We start from the raw sequence: 14,391 nt of genomic DNA, 5'->3' as shown, positions 1-14,391 counted from the left end.
CTTTTTTGCCGTTTTGGTCAAAGCAGGGCCCACAGCCACTTGAGCAGGAAGCGGCGGGGGCGGGACAGGGTGGCGGCAAACCGGAGGGCGTACTGCTCCACTTGCCGGCGCAGAGCCTGACACTCCGCACGGCTTACCCCCTCCTGGCTGAAGGCGGCCTGCTGGGCCAGCGCTTTGGCCCGGGCCAGCGGCGGCGCGCCCCGGCGTTCCAGGGCAAGCGCATACCGGTAGAGGGCCTTGGCGCTCTCATTGGGAGAGGGACCGTCAAACCGCCGCCGGCGGAGCCAGCGGCACAGCTGCCGGCGCAGGACCACCGCCGCCGCAAGAGCCGCCAGCAGCGCCGGTATCCAGAGCAAGCACAGCGCCGGGGCGGCGGGGCGCGCCTGGTCCTGGGGCGCCTGGCTGGGGCGAACGTCCGGCGTCTGGGTGGGCGCGCCGGTGGGCGGAACGGAGGCGGTGGGCGCGGCGCTGGGCGTGGCCGAGGGCTCCGGCGTGGCGCTGGCCTGAGGGTCATCCTCCACACCGTAGCCGGGGGTCATCTCCACCGGGTACCAGCCGTAGCCGGTCAGATAGATCTCCACCCAGGCGTGGGCGGCGGAGTCGGGCACCTCGGTGGAGCCGCCCTTGCTGTTGGCCGTAAAGCCGCTGACGTACCGGGCGGGAATCCCCATGGCCCGGAGCATCAGCGTTCCCGCAGAGGCAAAGTGCATACAGTAGCCCCGGTGGCTCTCGTTGAGAAAGTAGAGCACATAGTCCGAGCCGTCCGGCGGCGGGGATACGGTGAGATCGTACTCCGCCAGGGCGTCCAGATAGTCGGAGACGGCCTGGGCGGCGGCCAGCTCGTACTCCGCCTGGCTGGAAAATGGCCCCGACGTCATGTGGTTGTTCAGCGCGGCCTGGCAATGGCTTTGCAGCCCTTCCGCCATGCCGTCGGGCAGCTGGAGATAATAGCTGGGTACAAATTGGCCGGCGTAATTGGTCTCCGCCCGGTCGGCCTCCCCCGCAAGACCCGCCCATTGGCTCAGGTCCAGGGCGCTGGGCCGGAAATAAAAGGTGTGGGTGCGCACCAGCAGCTCCCGGGACAGGGCGGCGTCATCCTGAAAAAGGGCCCCCCGCAGCTCGTCGGGACGGGAGAGCAGCTGATAGGGAAAATAGACGCAGCCGCCGGGAGCGGACAGGTTTTCCACCGTAATGGCATAATAGGTGGAATCACCGGCGGCCATGGCAGGCAGATTGAGGGGGTTTAGGTCCAGAGCGCCCCCTTCCCCCACAAGGGAGCCGTTTTCGTCCAGCCAGCCGGTGTAAACCTCCTCCGGCAGAGGGGACCAGGTGTTGTTTTCATACACCGCCGTGGAGTAGCCCCGGAGGTAGAGCTTGCCCACATAGTCGGTCTCGATGCGCAGGACGGTGTGGCCGTCGTAGGTCAGGACGTCGGCGTCCAGGTCCACATGGGAGGAGGAGCCGGCGGCGGTGAGCCCGTGGCCGCCGGTGAACAGGGACCAGCCGCTGAGATCCAGGCCGGTGGTCAGCCGGCGGAGCCCTTCGGTCAGGGCGGTCCCCGTTTGAGCGGCCCAGTGGGGCGGCTGGTAGGAGCCGGGCGGGAGGAGCAGAGTCAGCGCCGCCAGCAGCACCGCCGCGCAGCCGCCGGACGCCAGCGCCACCCATCCGCCCCTGGCCGGGTCCCGCTGCTGCACCAGAGAGGAGAGAAGCAGCGCGCACCAGCCGCCGGTGAGGACCATCAGAGGCAGATGGGCGGGAACCAGCCCGATGACCAGACCGGGGGCCAGGGCCAGCAGAGCAAGGGCCGTGCTCCGCCACAGAGACCGGCAGAAGAGCAGGGCCCAGCCCAGCAGATAGCCAAAAATCAGCGCCATGAGCAAAAGCGCGACGGTAAAGGCCAGCTGCCATTCCCGCTGGGTCAGCTCGGCGATGGGGACGATGGTATGGATCTGGGGAAATACCTGGGCGTAGGCGTTGACCACCGCGCACTGGACCGCCGCCCAGCCCGCCCACACCAGATCCCGCACCTGCCACAGCAGACCGGCCGCCGCCGCCGTTCCCGCCATCAGCAGGGGAAGGCCAAAGCGGAAGGGCAGGGCAAAGACCGCCATATAGAGGACGGCCAGCGCCCCACAGCCGGCCAGCAAAAGCACATGGTCCGCATCCATGGAAAAAGAGGTGGAAAAACAGGCGGCGGAGCCCCACAGAAAGGCCCAGAGAAGCAGGCTGTCGGCCAGCAGGCGGACGGGAGCCGCCGACACGCGTCCGGAACGTCTCATAGCGCCCCTCCTTCCTGCCAGAGGTCGGGTGTCACGTGGAAGGGGCGCAGCTGGCCCGAATAGCCGGGAATGGCCACCGGCGTCTCGGCCAGAGAGGCCGGCGTTCCGGATACGGACCGGGAAAAGAGGCGCATCAGCGCCGCCGTCAGCTGGTCGGAGGACGAGACCGCCGCCCATTGCAGGGCGTCTCCCTCCATCCAGACCAGAAAATGGGGGGACTCCGCCGCGATGAGCCGCCGGGAAAGGGCCTGGACCCGGTCCAGCACCGCGTCCAGGACGGCGGGCGGAAGAGACCGGTCAAAGGTCAGGGCCACCGCCGACGGGGTGGGCTCCAGTACCTCCCGGACCACCAGGTCCTCCCGCTTGGCCGAGCATTTCCAATGAATGGTCCGGAGAGGGTCGCCGGGGCGGTAGTCCCGCAGCTCGTAGTCCTCGCCGGGACCGCCGCCGGGCCGGGGGCGCAGCCGGAGCGACGCGGAGGGCCGCTCCAGCTCCGGCATGGGCTTCCCCTCCAAAAAACGGGGAAAGACCGCGCCCGCCGCTGGGGCCGGCAGCGTCACCGGCCAGGAAAAAAGCCCCATCAGATCCCACACCCGGGCCCGCTTGACGGTACACACCACCAGCCCGCAGTGGTCGGAGCGCCCGGACTGGGAGAGCGCACACGTTCCGTCCTGGCTTGGCAGCGACCAGCGGGCGCTTTTTTTCTGCCCGGTCAGCCGGTTTTCCACCTCCAGCGTGCCGGTGACGCGGGTGACAAGACCGCCGTTTCCCTGAACGGAGAGCCGGAAGGACAAAGCCTCGTCCCGTTCCAGCCGGGCGGGGACGGGGGACAGGGTGAGAGAGACCCGCCGGACCAGCAGCCGGCTCACCGCCAGGGAGAGCACGGGCAGGAGGAGCAGGAGAAGCAGCAGATAGCAGGCGAAATAGCCGGAGGAGAGAAAAAAGGCCAGCAGCGCTCCGGCCAGCGCCGCGGCGTAGCCCAGACGACGGAACACCATGGCCGTCACTCCGGCTGGGGGACCTTGACCCCCTTGAGAATGGATGCGGTGGGATGGGGCAGTCCCTCTCCCTCCACCCGGGGAGAGAGGATGAGCCGGTGGTCGATGGTGTCCCGAAAGACAAGCTGCACGTCCTCCGGGATCACATAGGTCCTGCCCTGGAAAAAGGCCGCCGCCCGGGCCATGGAGGCCACGGCGAGAGAGGCCCGGGGACTGGCACCCTGGACGATGAGGGGATGGGCGCGGGTGGCCCCCACCAGAGAGACGATATAGTCGATGACCGGCGGACTGAGAAAAACCTGGTCCGTGGCTTTGCGCATCTCCTCCAGCGTCTGGGCGTCGGCCACCTGCTCCACCTGGTCCAGTGGGTTGCCCTGCTGCTTGCGCCGGAGCAGGTCGGCCTCGTCGGCGGCACTGGGGTAGCCCAGAGAGAGACGCACCATAAACCGGTCCAGCTGGGAGTCGGGCAAAAGCTGGGTGCCCGACGCCCCCGCCGGGTTCTGGGTGGCGATGACCAAAAAGGGCTGGGGCACCGGATGACTTACCCCGTCCACCGTCACCTGTCCCTCTTCCATGGCCTCCAAAAGGGCCGACTGGGTGCGGCTGGTGGCCCGGTTGAGCTCATCGGCCAGGAAGAGATTGCACAGCACCGCGCCGGGCTGGTATTCCAGCTTGCCGGTGTTTTTATCATAAACAGAAAAGCCGGTTACGTCGGAGGGCATTACGTCGGGGGTAAACTGCACCCGCTTGTAGGCAAGGCCCAGGGCTTTGGAAAACGCCAGGGCCATGGTGGTCTTGCCCACGCCGGGGATGTCCTCCAGCAGGATGTGGCCCCGGGCCAGAATGGCCAGCAGAGCCCGGGCCAGGATCTGATCCTTGCCCACCACCGCTTTCTGGACCTGAGCCAGCACCGCGGCGGCGCGATTGCGTTCATTCATGTCGATTCCTCACTGTCTCGTCGGGGGGTGAAAGGGGAAGGCGCCGCCCAAACAACGCCCAAAGGCGGGCGGCGCTGTTTTTATTCTAGCAGAAAGACGGGGCATGTCAATCCAAACAGGAGGGCCGAAACACAAAAGAGGACAAAAATGACCGCTTTTTCCCCGTCAGAACTGAAACAACCGTATAAAATAGGGCAAACTACTTGCGCCGCTGGGCGGTGTGTGGTATAATCGCCATGATAGTAGTGTAGGTATTGTGAGAGTGGGGCCCGCCCCGCTCTTCTTTTTGAAAAAAACGGGCATGTAAATTTATGGAAGCCCCTATTCGGAGGTGCGCAAATGGCAAAGGTGACCGATACGGTGGCCGCTCTGGCCGGACCCATCGCGGCGGAGCAGGGCTGTACGCTGTGGGATGTGGAATACGTCAAGGAGGCCGGGACCTGGTTCCTCCGTGTATTCATTGATAAAGAAGGCGGCGTGTCCATCAACGACTGCGAGGCGGTATCCCGCCCCCTGTCCGACGCGCTGGACGTGGCCGACCCCATCGAGGGGAGCTATACCCTGGAGGTGGGTTCGGCGGGCATCGACCGGGTGCTGAAAAAGCCCGAGCATTTCCAGCGGTTTCTGGGCAGCGAGGTGGAGGTGCGCCTCTACCGGGCCCGGGAGGGCCGCAAGGACTATGTGGGCCTTTTGTCGGCCTATGAAAACGGCGCCGTCACCCTGGACATCGACGGCGCGCCGGTGCTGTTTGACAAGAAAGACGTGGCGCAGGTACGGCTGTACGTGCGCATTTGATAAAGGAGAATGGAACATCATGCCGAGAAAGAACGCAAAAGCCCAAAAGAGCAATGAGCTGGACGGGGCGGAATTTTTTGCCGCCATCGGTCTGATCGAGCAGGAAAAGGGCATCCCCAAGAGCTATATGATCGAGAAAATCACCCAGGCCCTGGTGACCGCCTACAAGCGGGACCACGAGGGCGTGGGAGACAACATCTCGGTGGAGGCCGATGAGAAGGCCGGCACCGTGCGTATGTTCGTCAAGAAGGACGTGGTGGAGACGGTGGATAACCCCTGCACCGAGATGAGCCTGGAGGAAGCCCGGGCCACGCTGCCCCGGGCTCAGCTGGGCGATGTGCTGCGCATCGAGATCAAGCCCCGCAACTTCGGCCGCATCGCCGCCCAGACCGCCCGGCAGGTCATCATCCAGGGCATGCGGGAGGCGGAACGCGGCATGATCTATGACGAGTTCTCCTCCAAGGAGCATGAGATCGTTACCGGCCTGGTCACCCGTATCGACCCCCGCTCCGGCGCGGTGTCGCTGCGCATCGGCTCGGGCAACGAGAGCACCGAGGGCCACCTGGCCGCCAACGAGCAGGTCAAGGGGGAGGAGATCACCGAGGGGATGCGCCTGCGGGTGTACGTCATGGAGGTCCGCCGCTCCACCAAGGGACCCCAGGTCCTCCTGTCCCGCACCCATCCGGGGCTGGTCAAGCGGCTCTTTGAGCTGGAGGTGCCCGAGATTTACGACGGCACCGTGGAGGTCAAGTCCATCGCCCGTGAGGCCGGCTCCCGCACCAAGCTGGCCGTCTGGTCGGCCGACGCCGATGTGGACGCCATCGGCGCCTGCGTGGGTCCCCGGGGCCAGCGGGTGAACAACATCGTGGAGGAGCTCCACGGCGAAAAGGTGGACATCATCAAGTACAGCGACGATCCGGCGGACTATGTGGCCGCCGCCCTCTCGCCGGCCGACGTCATCAGCGTCACCACCCTGGACGAGGGCAAGAGCTGCCGCGTGGTAGTGCCGGACGACCAGCTGTCCCTGGCCATCGGCAAGGAGGGCCAGAACGCCCGCCTGGCCGCCAAGCTCACCGGCTACAAGATCGACATCAAGCCGGCCTCCGCCGCCGAGGAGCTGCCCGAGACCGAAGAGACCGCCGGAGAAGCGCCTGCGGCGGAAGAAATTGCCGCTGAGGAGACCGTGGCCGAGACCCCGGTGGACGAGAGCGAGGCGTAAATCCGGGCAGGCGGCCCGGAAAGGCCGCCCCCCGGTGTGCCTTTTATCATATAGGGGCGGCCCTTATGGCCGCCCGCGCCCACAAGGAGGCGAACGAGATGCCGAAAAAGATCCCCATGCGGCAATGTCTGGGCTGCCGGGAGATGAAGCCCAAGAAGGAGCTGATCCGGGTGGTCAGGAGCCCGGAGGGGGAAGTGTCCCTGGATTTTAAGGGGAAAAAGCCGGGCCGGGGCGCTTACGTCTGTCCCGACCCCGCCTGTCTGGCCAAAGCCAGGAAGAGCCGGGCGCTGGAGCGGGCTTTCTCCTGCCAGATGCCGGAGGAGGTCTACGCCGCGCTGGAAGCGCAGATGCGGGAGGGTCAAGATGGATAGCCTGCTGCATCTGGTGGGGCTGTCCCGCCGGGCGGGACGGCTGGCCGCCGGTGAGGAGCCGGTCCGCCTGGCCCTGCAAAGCGGCGCGGCGGCGCTGGTGCTGACGGCGGGAGACGCGGCGGAAAACAGCGTCCGCCGGTGCGTCCGCTGGGCCGGGGAACAGGCCGTGCCCTGCTGCCAGGTGCCCCACAGTAAGGAAGAGCTGGGCGCCGTGCTGGGGCGCACAAGCTGCGCCATGGCGGCCATCAACGACCCGGGCCTGGCCGCCGCCGCCGCCCGGGCGCTGAGCGGTATGGATCAGGCGCGGTACGGCGCGCTGGCGGAGGACCTCTCCCGGCGGGCCGAGGAACAGCAAAAGGCGGAAAAGGCCCGCCGCGCCAAAGAGCGGGAGCGCCTGCGCCGTCAGTCCAAGCCCTGGGCCCCGCCCCCCAATCAGTCCCCCGGGTCCGGCCGGAAAAAGCCGGGCGGAAAGACGGCGCGCCATGGAAAAGGTTAGAAAGAGCACGGACAGTATTTGACCGGACTTGTTCCAATGAGCAAGCACAAAAGCGCCCTTTTGTGTTTCCTCGTTGGTACAAGTCCACACAAGTGGAGGTGGCTTTATTTGCTGAACAACAAGTATCGTGTGCATGAAGTGGCCAAGGATTTTAAGCGCAACTCCAAGGAGATCGCCGACATCCTGACCCGTTACGCGACGACCCCAAAAAATCATATGCAGGTGCTGGAGGACGGGGAGCTGTCCGTTATTTTTGAGTATCTGACCCAGCACAATCAGGTGGAGAATATGGATTCTGTATTTGCGGAGGCCCGCCACCAGCCCAAGGGTGGCAAAAACGCCCAGAGCGGCCAGCAGTCCGGCGGCAGAGGCGGCAAGCCCGCCCAGAGCGGCGGTCAGAACGCCCCCAAGAAGCAGGGCGACCACAACAACGCCCAGCCGTCCGCCCGTCCGGCCCAGAGCGGCGGCCAGCAGCAGAGCGGTCAGCGTCCCGCCAGCCGTGTGCCGGAGAAGAAGATCGTGGACACCCGCAAGGGCGGCGACGTGAATCTGGCCAAGTACGACGAGCGCCTGGAGCAGCTGGCCCCCGAAAAGGCCGAGCGCATGAAGGCCGGCAAGCAGAAGATCCAGGGCCGGGGCGGCAACCAGCGCAAGGGCGGCTTCCAGGGCGGCAATAAGCGCCGCCAGGAGGAGCAGGACCGGATGCGCCGCCTCCAACAGGAGATCGCCAAAAAGGCCCCCGTCAAGGTCCTCATTCCCGACGAGATCGGCGTGGGCGAGCTGGCCTCCCGCATGAAAAAGACCGGCGCCGAGGTGGTCAAGTGCCTGATGAAGAACGGCGTCATGGCCTCCCTGTCCGACATCATCGACTTCGACACCGCCGCCATCATCGCCGAGGAGATGGGCTGCAAGGTGGAGAAGGAAGTCATCGTCACCATCGAGGAAAAGCTCATCGACGTCTCCGAGGACAAGGAGGAGGACCTCCTGCCCCGCGCCCCCGTGGTGGTGGTCATGGGCCACGTGGACCACGGCAAGACCTCCCTCCTGGACTATATCCGCCACGCCCGGGTGGCGGCCGGCGAGGCCGGCGGCATCACCCAGCACATCGGCGCCTACCAGGTGGACGTGGACGGCAAGCGCATTACCTTCCTGGATACCCCCGGCCATGAGGCCTTCACCGCCATGCGCGCCCGGGGCGCGATGATTACCGACATCGCCATCCTGGTGGTGGCCGCCGACGACGGCATTATGCCCCAGACCGTGGAGTCTATCAACCACGCCAAGGCCGCCAATATCCCCATCATCGTGGCCATCAACAAGATGGATAAGCCCACCGCCAACCCCGACCGCATCAAGCAGCAGCTCACCGAGTATGAGCTGGTGCCCGAGGAGTGGGGCGGCGAGACCATCATCTGCCCCATCTCCGCCAAGACCGGCCAGGGCATCGACAACCTGCTGGAAATGGTCAACCTGACCGCCGAGATGCAGGAGCTTAAGGCCAACCCCAACCGCTCCGCCCACGGCGCCGTCATCGAGGCCCGGCTGGACAAGGGCCGCGGCCCCGTGGCCACCCTGCTGGTGCAGAACGGCACCCTCCATCAGGGCGACGTCATCATCGCCGGCACCGCCGTGGGCCGCGTCCGCGCCATGACCAACGCCCGGGGCCAGAAGCTCACCGAGGCCGGACCCTCCGTGCCCGTGGAGATCATCGGCATGAGCGAGGTCCCCGGCGCTGGCGACGACTTCCACGCCGTGGATGACGAGCGCATGGCCCGCGAGCTGGTGGCCCAGCGCAAGGACGAGCAGAAGGCCGCCGCCGCCGGTCCCAGCCACAAGGTCTCCCTGGAGGATCTGTTCAGCCAGATCAAGGAGGGGGAGATGAAGGACCTGAACATCATCGTCAAGGCCGATGTCCAGGGCTCCGCCGAGGCCGTCAAGGCCAGCCTGGAGAAGCTGACCAACGAGGAGGTCCGGGTGCGGGTCATCCACTGCGCCGTGGGCGCCATCAACGAGAGCGACGTCATGCTGGCCGCCACCTCCAACGCCATTGTGGTGGGCTTCAACGTCCGGCCCGACAACAACGCCAAGGAGTCCGCCGTGCGCAACAAGGTGGATATGCGTATGTATCGGGTCATCTATGACTGCATCAATGAGATCGAGACCGCCATGAAGGGTATGCTGGCCCCCAAGTTCAAGGAAGTGGAGCTGGGCCAGGCCGAGGTGCGCAACGTGTTCCGCATCACCGGCGTGGGCATGGTGGCCGGCTGCTACGTCACCAACGGCAAGATGCAGCGCGGCGCCCAGATGCGCCTGCTGCGGGACAACGTGGTCATCTACGACGGCGCCATTGCCTCCCTCCAGCGCTTCAAGGACAGCGTGAAGGAAGTGGCCTCCGGCTACGAGTGCGGCATCACCTTCGAGAAGTTCCAGGACATCAAGGAAGGGGACGTCATCGAGGCGTATCTGATGGAGCAGATCGAAGTGTAATTTTGCTTCTTACGGGCGTCACCGGCCCGGCATAGCCGTGCCGGCCTACGCTAAACATTTGCCACCGGCAAATGTTCTTAACGCTGCGGTGGCCGCCTGCGTCTTCCGCAGAACCATCCCCCATTTTTCAACCAAACAAAGACCCGTTCCATCCCCAAGTCATTTGAGGAGGGGACGGGTCTTTCTGTCTGTATGACATGAATAGGAGAATAATATGGCAAGTAATCGCATTGGACGTATCAACGAGGAGATCCAGCGGGAGCTGGCGGACCTGATCCGCACCGTCAAGGACCCCCGGGTCCACGGCCTGGTATCCATCACCGCCGTGGAGACCACCCCCGACCTGCGCTTTTGCAAGGTCCACGTCAGCGTGCTGGACAAGAGCGACGTAAAAGAGGTGGTCAAGGGCCTCAAGTCCGCCGGCGGCTATCTCCGCCGGGAGCTGGGCCGGGCCCTCAACCTGCGCTATACCCCCGAGCTCCAGTTCGTGGAGGACGACTCCATCGACCAGGGCGCCCACATTCTCTCCCTGCTGCGGGACGAAACGGTGGTCAAGCCCGCCAATCCCGCCAACGCCCATATTGTGCTGGAGGAGGAAGAATGAACCGGATTACCTTGGAAGAGGCCGCCGTCCGCCTCCGGAGCTGGGATGATATCCTCATCCTGACCCACCGCCGGCCCGACGGCGACACCATCGGCTGTGCCGCCGCCCTGTGCCGGGCCCTCCGCCGCCTGGGCAAAACCGCCCACATCTGCCCGGAAACCGGGGCCACCCATCTCTTTACCCCCTATCTGGAGGGACTGCTGGCCCCCGTAGACTACCAACCCCAAAAGGTGGTCAGCGTGGACATCGCCGCCGTCAGCCTCATCACCGATGCCGGGCGGCCCTGGCTGGAGCGGGGGATCGACCTGGCCATCGACCACCACCCCTCCCAGGAGTTTTTCGCCGCCGAGACCTGCCTGGACGCCTCTCGCGCGGCCTGCGGCGAACTCATCTATGAGATCCTTTGCCAGTGGGGGCCGGTCACCCGGGAGGAGGCCATTCCCCTCTATGTGGCCGTCTCCACCGATACCGGCTGCTTCCAGTACAGCAATACCACCGCAAGCACCCACCGGGTGGCCGCCGCCCTGATGGAGACCGGTATGGATACCTTTGCCCTGAACAAATTCCACTTCCGCACCAAGAGCTGGGCCCGGCTCCAGGTGGAGCGGCTGCTGGTGGAGCGGATGCACCGCTATGAAAACGGGAAAATCGCCGTGGCCCCGGTGTCCCTCTCCCTGCTGGACGAGGCGGGGGCCACCGAGGAGGATATGGAGGACATCGCCGCCTTTTTGGGCCAGATCGAAGGGGTGGAGACCTCGGTCACCATCCGGGAGAAGCAGGACAACCGCTGCAAGCTGAGCGTACGCACCTCCGGCGGGCTCAACGCCACCCGGGTCTGCGCCCTGCTGGGGGGCGGCGGCCACGCCGCGGCGGCGGGCTGTACCGTGGAAGGAAGCCTGGAGGAGGCGGAACGGGCCATCCTGGACGCCATCCGGCAGGTGGAAGCCCATGGCTAACGGGATCATCGTCATCGATAAGCCGGAGGGCTGGACCAGCATGGACGTGTGCGCCAAGCTGCGGGGCATCCTCCACGAAAAGCGGATCGGCCACGGCGGCACCCTGGACCCCATGGCCACCGGCGTGCTTCCCGTGTTTGTGGGCCGGGCCACCCGGGCGGTGGAATTTGCCGCCGAGCGGGACAAGGAGTATCTGGCCGGCTTAAAGCTGGGGGTGGTCACCAACACCCAGGACACCACCGGGGAGGTTTTGGAGACACATCCCGTCACGGCGGACCGGGAAGCGGTGGAAGCCGCGCTGGACCGGTTCCGGGGAGACATCGCCCAGATCCCGCCCATGTATTCCGCCATCAAGCGGGACGGCAAGAAGCTCTATGAGCTGGCCCGGGCCGGCAAGGAGGTGGAGCGGGCCCCCCGTCCGGTGACCATCCACGCTCTGGACATCGTCTCCCGGGACGGGTCGGACGCCTATACCCTCCGGGTGCGGTGCTCCAAGGGCACCTATGTGCGCACCCTCTGCCACGACATCGGCCAGGCGCTGGGCTGCGGCGGGTGCATGTCCGCCCTGCGGCGCACCTGGGCGGCGGGCTTCGGCCTGGACCGGGCCGTCACGCTGGAGGCCGTCCAGCAGGCGGAGGACCCCGCCGCCCTGCTGCTGCCGGTGGACGCCTATTTTGCCCGCCACCCCGCCCTCACCGTGGCCGGCGAGACCGAAAAGAAGGTGCGCAACGGCATGACGGCGGTGCTGCCCGGCCTGGACGACGGGACCTACCGGGTCTACGGCGCGGCGGGCGGCTTTTTGGCGGTAAGTCAGGCCAAACAGGGAAAGTTGGCCACCATTAAGAGCTTTTTCGAGGTGTAAAGCATATGGAGCAGAGAGAAAAAACCAGGCGGGTCATCGCCCTGGGCTTTTTTGACGGAGTACATGTGGGCCACGGCGCGCTGCTGCGCCGGGTGGGCGAGGTGGCCCGGGAGACCGGCGCCGTCCCCTCCGCCGTGACCTTCGACGCCCACCCGGAGAGCGTGATCCTCAAAAGCCCCCCGCCTCTGCTCAGCGCGCCGGTGGATCGGGCGGACCTGATGCGCCGCTACTACCAGATCCAGGACGTGATCGTGGCGCCCTTTGACGAGCGGATGATGCACATGTCCTGGTGGGACTTTGTGGCCGAGTACCTGGTGGCCGAGCACGGCGCGGTCCATCTGGTGGCGGGCCATGACTTCCACTTCGGCTACAAGGGGGAGGGCAACCCCCAGCGCCTGGCGGAGCTGTGCAAGGTGCTGAACGTGGGATGCGACATCATCCCCAAGGTGGAGCTGGACGGCATTACGGTGTCCTCCACCTATATCCGCACCCTGGTGGCCCAGGGCGAGATGGACCGGGCGGTCACCTTTTTGGGCCATCCCTACGTGATGAGTGACCGGGTGGGCCACGGCAAGCGCCTGGGCAGCAGCCAGGGCTTCCCCACGGTCAATCTCCGGTTCCGGCCCGGCGTGCTCATTCCGGCCCGGGGCGTTTACGCCTGCAAGGCCTGTCTGGAGGACGGGAGAAGCTATCTTGCCGTGACCAACGTGGGGGTCCGTCCCACGGTGGACGAGGACGGCGCGGTCAATGTGGAGGGCTTTTTGCTGGACTTCCAGGGGGACCTGTACGGACAGACGGTCCACATGGAATTTTACCACCGGCTGCGGGAGGAGCGGAAGTTCCCCAGCGTGGCCGAGCTGAAGGAAGAGATTATGCGCAACGTCCAGCAGACCCGGACCTATTTTGCCACCAGAGACCCCATGTAACAGAGCGCGAAAAAAGGACGTACCGCCAAGGTATTCGGCGGTACGTCTTTTCCGCTGCATGGCCCCTTTCGCGGGACAGATTCAGCAGATCTTGTTGATTTGTTTGCCGTCCAACCAGGCCCTCAGGTTCTCGCAGACCAGGACGGCCCGCTTCTCCATGGACTGGGCGGTGGCGAAGGCCACATGGGGGGTGGCCAGCACGTTTTTGGCGGTGAGGAGCGGATGGTCCCCGGGAACGGGAGGCTCCATCTCAAAAACGTCGATGCCGGCGCCGGCCAGGCGTCCGCCGTTGAGGGCGTCGGCCAGGGCCTGACTGTCCACCACCGGACCCCGGGCGGTGTTGATGAGCAGGGCGGTGGGCTTCATGAGGGCCAGCTTTTCGGCGTTGATGAGATGGCGGGTCTGCGGGGTGGCGGGGACGTGAAGGGAGACGATGTCGCAGGTGGAAAGCAGGGTGTCCAGATCGGTGAAGGTGACGCCAGGCAGGTCCTTGGGGGTACGGCTGTAAGCGTACACCTGGCAGCCGAAGGCGGCGGCGATGGCGGCAACCCGGCTGCCGATGGCCCCGGCGCCGATGACGCCGAACTTTTTCCCCTCCAGCTCAAAGCCCACCAGGCCGGCCTTGGTGCCCCCCTGACGGACGGCGGCGTCACAGGCGCTGAGATTGCGGGCCAGAGAGAGCACCATGCCGAACACCAGATCGGCCACCGCCACGGTGGAGTAGCCGGCGCAGTTGGACACGGCAATGCCCTTTTCCCGGCAGTAGTCGATATCCACATGGTCCACGCCGGTGAAGGCCACGTCGATGTACTTCAGGTTGGGGCAGTGGGCCATGACTTCCTTCCGGTAGGGGAAGTTGGACAGGATCACCGCGTCGGCGTTCTGAGAGCGCTGGATGAGGGTGGGGACGTCCTCCACTCTGGTGTCATAGGCGACCACGTCCATACGGCCGTCCACGGCCTGGGCGACCATCTCCACCAGACGGTCCTGGGGGATGCCCAGCGGTTCCAAGAGAGCAAGCTTCATAGGACAGTTCTCCTTTTTCCTTTCAAATAAAAAAGCAAAAAGACCGCGCCGGTTTTTTTCTCCCGGCGCGGTTATTATACAACTTTTTTCCCGGTGAAACAAGGGCTTAGGCCGCTTCCGCCGCCTCCAGCTCGGACAGCGCCTCTCCCTCGCTGTCCGCCGAAAAGCAAAACCGTCCGGCCTGGTCGTAGACCTCCACATGTCCGTGTACCCATTTCAATTCATAGCCCATGAAAGACGCTCCCTTCTCTTTGAGATGCCTTTAGTATAGCAAAAGGAGTGTCCCATAAAACGGACTGAAAAGGGGCGGATCAGTCCTCGTGCTGGGGGAGGAAGAAGGAGAGGGGAAGCAGGTCGGACAGCTCCAGCAGCACGGGGGAAAAGCCGCCGTTGGGGTCGTAGGGCATGGAGGGGGAGCGGAGCTGATCCACGGC

General features: G+C 65.5%; 14 protein-coding genes. 9 read left to right on the top strand and 5 right to left on the bottom strand.

The annotated features are described in order from the left end of the window. Positions 1 to 17: 17 nt before the first annotated feature. From H7U37_RS09135 to H7U37_RS09125, 3 genes are read right to left on the bottom strand one after another with little or no spacing between them, the layout of a single operon-like run. Positions 18 to 2,279: a transglutaminase-like domain-containing protein gene (locus H7U37_RS09135; protein WP_204875303.1), complete on the bottom strand. Its 2,262-nt coding sequence runs from the start codon at positions 2,277 to 2,279 to the stop codon at positions 18 to 20. Then, the gene (locus H7U37_RS09130; RefSeq protein ID WP_204875301.1) at positions 2,276 to 3,277 is read right to left on the bottom strand and encodes a DUF58 domain-containing protein; all 1,002 of its coding nucleotides are present in this window, start codon (positions 3,275 to 3,277) and stop codon (positions 2,276 to 2,278) included. The genes H7U37_RS09135 and H7U37_RS09130 overlap by 4 nt, the downstream gene beginning before the upstream one ends. A 5-nt stretch (positions 3,278 to 3,282) precedes the next feature. Beyond that, a complete protein-coding gene (locus tag H7U37_RS09125; protein WP_204875299.1) occupies positions 3,283 to 4,215 on the bottom strand; it encodes an AAA family ATPase in 933 nt (310 codons plus the stop codon). 339 nt (positions 4,216 to 4,554) lie between these two features. Between H7U37_RS09125 and H7U37_RS09120 the strand changes: the two genes are divergently transcribed. From H7U37_RS09120 to ribF, 9 genes are all read left to right on the top strand, one after another. Next, complete coding sequence (locus tag H7U37_RS09120; protein WP_204875298.1) at positions 4,555 to 5,010, top strand: ribosome maturation factor RimP; 456 nt, start codon at positions 4,555 to 4,557, stop codon at positions 5,008 to 5,010. 19 nt (positions 5,011 to 5,029) lie between these two features. Then, positions 5,030 to 6,229, top strand: a complete 1,200-nt coding sequence (gene nusA, locus H7U37_RS09115; protein WP_204875297.1) for a transcription termination factor NusA — start codon at positions 5,030 to 5,032, stop codon at positions 6,227 to 6,229. A gap of 98 nt (positions 6,230 to 6,327) precedes the next feature. After that, on the top strand, positions 6,328 to 6,600 hold the full coding sequence (rnpM, locus tag H7U37_RS09110; RefSeq protein WP_204875296.1) for an RNase P modulator RnpM: 273 nt from the start codon (positions 6,328 to 6,330) through the stop codon (positions 6,598 to 6,600). After that, entirely contained in the window at positions 6,593 to 7,096 is a 504-nt protein-coding gene (locus tag H7U37_RS09105; RefSeq protein ID WP_204875295.1) for a L7Ae/L30e/S12e/Gadd45 family ribosomal protein, read from the top strand. Before rnpM ends, H7U37_RS09105 begins: the two co-directional genes overlap by 8 nt. A 111-nt stretch (positions 7,097 to 7,207) precedes the next feature. Beyond that, positions 7,208 to 9,583 (top strand): translation initiation factor IF-2, encoded by a 2,376-nt coding sequence (gene infB / locus H7U37_RS09100; RefSeq protein ID WP_338049814.1) that lies wholly within the window; start codon positions 7,208 to 7,210, stop codon positions 9,581 to 9,583. Positions 9,584 to 9,797: 214 nt separating this feature from the next. Then, complete coding sequence (gene rbfA, locus H7U37_RS09095; RefSeq protein ID WP_204875293.1) at positions 9,798 to 10,187, top strand: 30S ribosome-binding factor RbfA; 390 nt, start codon at positions 9,798 to 9,800, stop codon at positions 10,185 to 10,187. Beyond that, complete coding sequence (locus H7U37_RS09090) at positions 10,184 to 11,143, top strand: DHH family phosphoesterase (RefSeq protein ID WP_207751984.1); 960 nt, start codon at positions 10,184 to 10,186, stop codon at positions 11,141 to 11,143. Before rbfA ends, H7U37_RS09090 begins: the two co-directional genes overlap by 4 nt. Beyond that, the gene (gene truB / locus H7U37_RS09085) at positions 11,136 to 12,005 is read left to right on the top strand and encodes a tRNA pseudouridine(55) synthase TruB (RefSeq protein ID WP_204875292.1); all 870 of its coding nucleotides are present in this window, start codon (positions 11,136 to 11,138) and stop codon (positions 12,003 to 12,005) included. Before H7U37_RS09090 ends, truB begins: the two co-directional genes overlap by 8 nt. Positions 12,006 to 12,010: 5 nt before the next feature. Further along, positions 12,011 to 12,931, top strand: coding sequence for a riboflavin biosynthesis protein RibF (gene ribF, locus H7U37_RS09080; RefSeq protein ID WP_204875290.1), 921 nt, complete (start codon positions 12,011 to 12,013; stop codon positions 12,929 to 12,931). An 81-nt stretch (positions 12,932 to 13,012) separates the two neighbouring features. Here the strand turns inward: ribF and H7U37_RS09075 are convergent, their stop codons facing one another. Both H7U37_RS09075 and H7U37_RS16085 read right to left on the bottom strand, forming a co-directional pair. After that, the gene (locus tag H7U37_RS09075; RefSeq protein WP_204875288.1) at positions 13,013 to 13,957 is read right to left on the bottom strand and encodes a 2-hydroxyacid dehydrogenase; all 945 of its coding nucleotides are present in this window, start codon (positions 13,955 to 13,957) and stop codon (positions 13,013 to 13,015) included. Between the two features lie 106 nt (positions 13,958 to 14,063). Next, positions 14,064 to 14,189: a hypothetical protein gene (locus tag H7U37_RS16085; RefSeq protein ID WP_272873478.1), complete on the bottom strand. Its 126-nt coding sequence runs from the start codon at positions 14,187 to 14,189 to the stop codon at positions 14,064 to 14,066. Positions 14,190 to 14,391: the final 202 nt, after the last annotated feature.

This window comes from Pseudoflavonifractor phocaeensis (genome assembly GCF_016901735.1).
Classification (GTDB): Bacteria; Bacillota; Clostridia; order Oscillospirales; family Oscillospiraceae; genus Pseudoflavonifractor_A.
Note: the sequence above shows the minus strand (reverse complement) of the source record. Positions and strands in the feature narration are given on the sequence as shown.